Origin of the sequence: Streptomyces sp. FH025 (assembly GCF_017427025.1) — a bacterium.
Lineage (GTDB): Bacteria > Actinomycetota > Actinomycetes > Streptomycetales > Streptomycetaceae > Kitasatospora.
In genome coordinates, this window is sequence record NZ_JAFLNG010000506.1 from 1 (window position 1) to 5777 (window position 5777).

Genomic DNA, 5777 nt, shown 5'->3' on the forward strand with positions numbered 1-5777 from the left:
GGCCCCCACCGCACAAGGGGTGATGACGTGTCAACCAAACGCCTGCTCGCGCTGCTCTCCGCCGCGGTGACGGCACTCGCGCTCGCGGTGCTCCTCCCGGCCTCCGCCAGCGCGGCCGCCTGCGGCACGCCGTGGAACGCCACCGCCGTGTACACCGGCGGCGCGTCCGTCTCGTACAACGGGCACAACTGGGCCGCCAAGTGGTGGACCCAGAACGAGCCCCCGAGCACCGGCGGCTCCGGGGTCTGGGCCGACCAGGGCCCCTGCGGCGGGCCCACCGACCCGACGCCCACGCCCACACCGACGCCGACCCCGACCCCGACGACCCCCGTTCCGGGCGGATTCCCGGTCAGCCAGGCCCAGTTCGACCAGATGTTCCCGAACCGGAACCCGTTCTACACCTACCAGGGTCTGCTCGACGCGACCCGCGCGTACCCGGGCTTCGCGACCACCGGCAGTGACACCGTCCGGCTCCAGGAGGCCGCGGCCTTCCTCGCCAACGTCAGTCACGAGACCGGTGGACTGGTGTACGTGGTCGAGCAGAACACCTCCAACTACCCGTACTACTGCGACGCTTCGCAGCCGTACGGGTGCCCGGCCGGGCAGGCCGCGTACTACGGGCGCGGGCCGATCCAGCTCAGCTGGAACTTCAACTACAAGGCGGCGGGCGACGCGCTCGGCATCGACCTGCTGAACAATCCGAACCTGGTGCAGACCGATCCGGCGGTGGCCTGGAAGACCGGCCTCTGGTACTGGAACACCCAGAACGGTCCGGGCACCATGACCGCGCACGACGCGATGGTCAACGGGCGCGGCTTCGGCGAGACGATCCGCAGCATCAACGGCTCGCTGGAGTGCAACGGCAACAACACCGCGCAGATGCAGCACCGGATCAGCCTGTACCAGAGCTTCGTGCAGCTCCTCGGCACCGTGCCCGGGGGCAGCCTGAGCTGCTGACGGTCCGCTCCGCCCCGCCCCACTGCGCTTCGGCTTCGGCCTCGGGTGCCACGCCGTGGTGCCCGCACTTCGCCGAGCGCGGTGGGGCGTACGTCCGTGGGAGCGGTGGCGGCGGATGAGCGCGTTCCCGGGCAGACGATTCCGTCGCGCGCCGGGCTCGATCCTCAGGGCCCGTGGACGAGATCCGTACCGCCGCCGGCCTCGATCGGCCGGGGCGGCGAACCGCTGCCGAACGGCCGGCCGGTGGTGGCCACTCGCACCCAGCCGCCCGACTCATCGGTTCCCGCGTGCCACCACCACCAGCTGCGATCGTCACCCGTTCCTTCCCCAATCGGGTCGAAGTGGTACAGCCACGCCGAGAGCGTCCACGGCCCCTCATCGACAGCCGTCCTCCGCTCCGGCGCCATCGCCCGCCACTGCCTCGGCCACGCCTCGGTGTCGAAGGGCTCGCCGTACTCGGGCTCCGCGGGTTCGGGCGCACACCGCGGCCTGACCGCACCTCCGATGCCGCCGGAACCCGGGTCACGTACGACCGGAACCCGGGCCACTGGGGCCCCCGCGGCCGTCGGGCGGGAGTCCTCCGGTCCTCCGATGGCCCTTCTAGGCCGAAAGGCACACCCTGATCCCGGTCACGGTGCGGCCGTTTCGGGCCAAAGGGTGTCGATTGGCACTGTTCGCGGAGGCGGCGGACGGTCGATCCTGGTGATCCAACAGTCGCGGTTCCGGTTGGGGAGACCGGTGAATGCAAGGAGGCCGAAGTGGCGATGGTGTGGTCGCCGGCGTGGGCGCGGTCGCTCGCGGAGAGCGGCGCGGCTCGGCGCGGGTCCGCCGGGTCGGACGGGCTGGCCGGGCCGCTCGGGAGAGTGGTGCGGGTGCACCGACGCTTCCGGCCGCTGTCCTGGCGGGCGCGGGCCTGGCTGGACGCCGGGGCGGCGGTCCTGGCGGTGGCGGTCTGCCTGGCGCTCGGCGAGTGGTGGCCCGCGCCGGTGGTGGCGGCGGTGGCGGTGGTGGCCACCAGCGGGTACGGGTGGCTGCGACCCACGTCCGGTCTGCGGTCCGTCCGGGTCCACGAGGGCGGATTGGCGCTCGTCGGCGCGGACGGTGGCGAGCGGCTGCTGCCCTGGGCGGCACTGGAGGCCAGCGAGTACTCCCCCGCCGGGCGGCGCGGGGAGGGCGAGCAGGGCCGAATATGGCCGACCGGTGCGGAGGATCCGCTGGTGCTGGCACGGCTGCGCGGCCTGGAGGAGCTGCTGCGGGAGGTGGACGCGCGCCTCTCCCCCGGCCTGCGCGCCGCCCTGCACGAGACACTGCGCACCGAGGGGAGCGTCCGGTTCGCCCGGGGGCGGCTGACGGTGACGGCCGGCGGGCTGGTGCACCGGCCGCCGCATCCGCTGGCCGTGACGGAGGCCTACCGGTGGGAGGAGGTGCAGTCGGCCCGGGCGTCCGGCCTCGGGGAGCTGGAGATCCGGACGTATTCGGCCGGGCTGCCGCTCACCTTCCCGGTGCCCAATGCCCGTGCGGCGGCCGACTTCCTGGCGGAGGTGCGAGCCCGGAGCCTCTAGAGGGTTGGATTTCCAAACTCACGAACCTATAGTGGGTTTGCTTTTCCAACGACCCTCAAAGGAGAGGCGGCCAGCCATGCGCGATGCCGTGATCGTCGAAGCCGTCCGCACACCCATCGGGAAGGGCAAGCCAGGAGGCGCGCTTTCGGGCGTCCACCCGGTCGAGCTGCTCTCCCACACCCTCCAGGCCCTGATCGGGCGCAGCGGGATCGACCCGGCCCTGGTCGACGACGTGATCGGCGGCTGCGTCGACCAGGTCGGCGAGCAGGCGATGAACACCACCCGCAACGCCTGGCTGGCGGCCGGATTCCCGGAGTCCGTACCGGCGACCACCGTCGACCGGCAGTGCGGCTCCTCCCAGCAGGCCGTGCACTTCGCGGCGCAGGGGGTGATCGCCGGGGCGTACGACGTGGTGGTGGCGTGCGGGATCGAGTCGATGAGCCGGGTGCCGATGTGGTCCAACGTGCCGCCGGGGGCGGACCCGTTCGGCGCCTCGGTCGCGGCCCGCTACCCGGGCGGACTGGTCCCGCAGGGGGTCAGTGCCGAACTGATCGCCGCCAAGTGGTCGCTCTCCCGGGAGGTGATGGACGAGTTCGCGACCGGTTCGCACGCCAAGGCGGCCCGGGCGCACGCGGAGGGCCGGTTCGCCGACGAGCTGGTCCCGGTGCCGACGCCGACGGGGCTGGTGGCCATGGACGAGTCGGTGCGTCCGGGCACCACGCCCGAGGTGCTGGCGGGGCTGCGTCCGGCCTTCGCCGACCCGGCCTTCACGGAGCGCTTCCCGCAGATCGACTGGTCGGTGACGGCGGGCAACAGCAGCCCGATCAACGACGGCGCCTCCGCCGTCCTGATCACCAGCAGCGAGACGGCCGCCCGGCTCGGCCTGCGCCCGCTGGCCCGGCTGCACTCCTTCGCGGTCACCGGCTCGGACCCTCTGCTGATGCTCACCGGCGTCCTGCCCGCGACCGAGAAGGTGCTGCGCCGCTCGGGCCTCTCGCTTGCCGACATCGACCTGTTCGAGGTGAACGAGGCCTTCGCCAGCGTGGTCCTGGCCTGGTTGCAGGAGACGGGGGCCGACCCGGCCCGGCTCAACGTCAACGGCGGCGCGATCGCCCTCGGCCACCCGCTCGGAGCCAGCGGCACCCGGCTGATGACCACCCTGGTGCACGAACTTCGCCGCAGCGGCGGCCGGTTCGCACTCCAGACCATGTGCGAGGCCGGCGGCCTCGCCAACGCCACGATCCTGGAGGCCGTCGACTGATCCCGCCCGCCGATCCCACGCCCCCCTAGGGTGTTCACGGGCCCATCCCGGAGGGGGCGAATACGCCGCTGAGCGGACGTCAACTCCCCAACCACCGGCCTACCGTCGGCCGCATGAGCCGAATTCGCACCACTGCCGCCGCGGCAGCACTGCTGCTCGCGCTGCCTCTGTCCGCCGCCGCCGCGCCGGCCCTGGCCGCACCCGCCGCCACGGCCGGTGCCGCGGCCGGTGCCGCGACCACCGCCCCGAGCGCCCTGCACGTCGAACTGCCGCGCCCGACCGGGCCGTACGCGGTCGGGCAGGAGGTCCTGCACCTGGTCGACCGGAACCGTCCGGACCCGTGGGTCCCGTCCGCCGGACCGCGCCAGCTGATGGTCACGATGTACTACCCGGCGCACGCCGGGACGGGCACCCCGGCCCCGTACATGACCGCCGCGGCCGCCCGGATGCTGCTGGACCTGAAGCTCGCCGGCAACGCCATCCCGACCGAATCCGTCACCAACACCCGGACCTGGTCGGAATCCGGCGCGCGCCCGCAGGGCGGGCACTACCCGCTGGTGGTGCTGTCGCCCGGCTTCACCATGCCCCGCGCCTCGCTCACCAGCCTCGCCGAGGACCTGACCAGTCACGGGTACGTCGTCGCGCTGGTCGACCACACCTACGAGAACAGCGGCACCACCTTCCCGGACGGGCAGACGCTGCCCTGTGTGATGTGCGGCAAGCTCACGGACAAGGACTTCAAGCGGGTGGACGAGGGCCGGGCGAAGGACGTCTCCTTCGTCATCGACCAACTGACCGACCGCCCCCACCCGGCCTGGCGCTACGCCCGCATGATCGACCGCGACCGGATCGGCATGGCCGGGCACTCGGCGGGCGGCGCGGCCAGCGTCCCGGCCCTGGTCACCGATGACCGGATCCGGGCCGGGGTGGACCTGGACGGCGGCATGGACTACCCGGTGCCGGATTCCGGCCTCGGCGGCAAGCCGTTCCTGATGGTCGGCCACCATCTGCCCGGCGAGGGCGAGGACACCAACTGGACCGAGAACTGGGCCCGGCTCGACGGCTGGAAGCGGTGGCTGACCTTCGACGGCACCAACCATGGCAGCTTCACCGACTACCCGCTGTTCCTGGAGAAGCTCGGCGTCCCCCAGCCGGACGGCACCACCGTGTCCGGGGCGCGCGCCATCGAGCTCACCCGGCGGTACGTCGGCGCCTTCTTCGACCTCCAGCTGAAGGGCGTCGACCAGCCGCTCCTCGACGGCCCGACCGCCGCCAACCCCGAGGTGAACTTCCACTCCTGACCACCGCTCCCGCGAGGCCGTCGGCGACCCGCCGACGGCCTCGTCGGCGCACGGGCGGCGCGCGGGAGGCCCGGGGTGACTACGCGGCCGGAGCCGCCGAGGCGATCGGTTCGAGCAGCGGGCGCGGACGGACCATAGCGCGGGAGACCGGGTCGTCGCGGCGGCCGCCGGTGCGGGCGGGGTTGGGACGCATGGTGACCCCGGTCGGCGGGACGGGGGCGCCGCCGCACTTCGGGCAGGCGCCGAAGACGTCCAGGTCGGTGCCGCAGGCGGCGTGCGCGAACAGGTGGTACGGGCCCTCGGTGGCGTGCCTGCCACCCCAGCGGCTCAGCTGGTAGAGCGGGCTCCAGAGTTCGAGGCCGGCCTCGGTGAGTAGGTAGCCGTGGCGCAGCGGCGCCTGCTGGTACGGCTCCTTGCGCAGCACCCCGGCCGCGACGAGGGCGTTGAGGCGCGCGGTGAGGACGGCGCGCGGGATGCCGAGGTGGGCGAGGAAGTCGTTGAACCGCTGCACGCCGTAGAACGCGTCGCGCACGATCAGCAGGCTCCAGCGCTCGCCGACCACCTCCAGCGCGCGGGCCAGCGCGCAGTCCTGCAGTTCGTAGTCGGTTCCCAGCGCCATGCGGGCCAGCGTAGTCCACGCCCGCAGTGGGTTCAATGAACAGACCTTCGGGGGTAGCGTACCGCCGAGACGAAGGT

The 5777-nt window shown here is 73.0% G+C and carries 5 protein-coding genes; 4 read left to right on the forward strand and 1 reads right to left on the reverse strand.

Translation table 11 applies throughout. The annotated features are described in order from the left end of the window. Window positions 1-27 precede the first annotated feature (27 nt). From J0670_RS27940 to J0670_RS27955, 4 genes are all read left to right on the forward strand, one after another. Entirely contained in the window at window positions 28-957 is a 930-nt protein-coding gene (locus J0670_RS27940; protein WP_207814469.1) for a glycoside hydrolase family 19 protein, read from the forward strand. Window positions 958-1715: 758 nt separating this feature from the next. Further along, complete coding sequence (locus J0670_RS27945; RefSeq protein ID WP_207814470.1) at window positions 1716-2519, forward strand: hypothetical protein; 804 nt, start codon at window positions 1716-1718, stop codon at window positions 2517-2519. A gap of 76 nt (window positions 2520-2595) precedes the next feature. After that, a complete protein-coding gene (locus J0670_RS27950) occupies window positions 2596-3780 on the forward strand; it encodes a thiolase family protein (protein WP_207814471.1) in 1185 nt (394 codons plus the stop codon). A gap of 113 nt (window positions 3781-3893) precedes the next feature. After that, window positions 3894-5081, forward strand: coding sequence for an alpha/beta hydrolase (locus tag J0670_RS27955; RefSeq protein ID WP_207814472.1), 1188 nt, complete (start codon window positions 3894-3896; stop codon window positions 5079-5081). A gap of 79 nt (window positions 5082-5160) precedes the next feature. On the opposite strand, the gene J0670_RS27960 is transcribed toward J0670_RS27955, so the two are convergent. Beyond that, window positions 5161-5700 carry a helix-turn-helix domain-containing protein gene (locus J0670_RS27960; protein WP_207814473.1) on the reverse strand — a complete coding sequence of 180 codons (540 nt, stop codon included), beginning with the start codon at window positions 5698-5700 and terminating at the stop codon, window positions 5161-5163. Window positions 5701-5777: the final 77 nt, after the last annotated feature.

Excerpts from the sequence above, each read along its gene's own strand:
- J0670_RS27950 (WP_207814471.1), top strand. The coding sequence starts at position 2,596 with ATGCGCGATGCCGTGATCGTCGAAGCCGTCCGCACACCCATCGGGAAG.
- J0670_RS27955 (WP_207814472.1), top strand. The coding sequence starts at position 3,894 with ATGAGCCGAATTCGCACCACTGCCGCCGCGGCAGCACTGCTGCTCGCG.
- J0670_RS27960 (WP_207814473.1), bottom strand. The coding sequence starts at position 5,700 with ATGGCGCTGGGAACCGACTACGAACTGCAGGACTGCGCGCTGGCCCGC.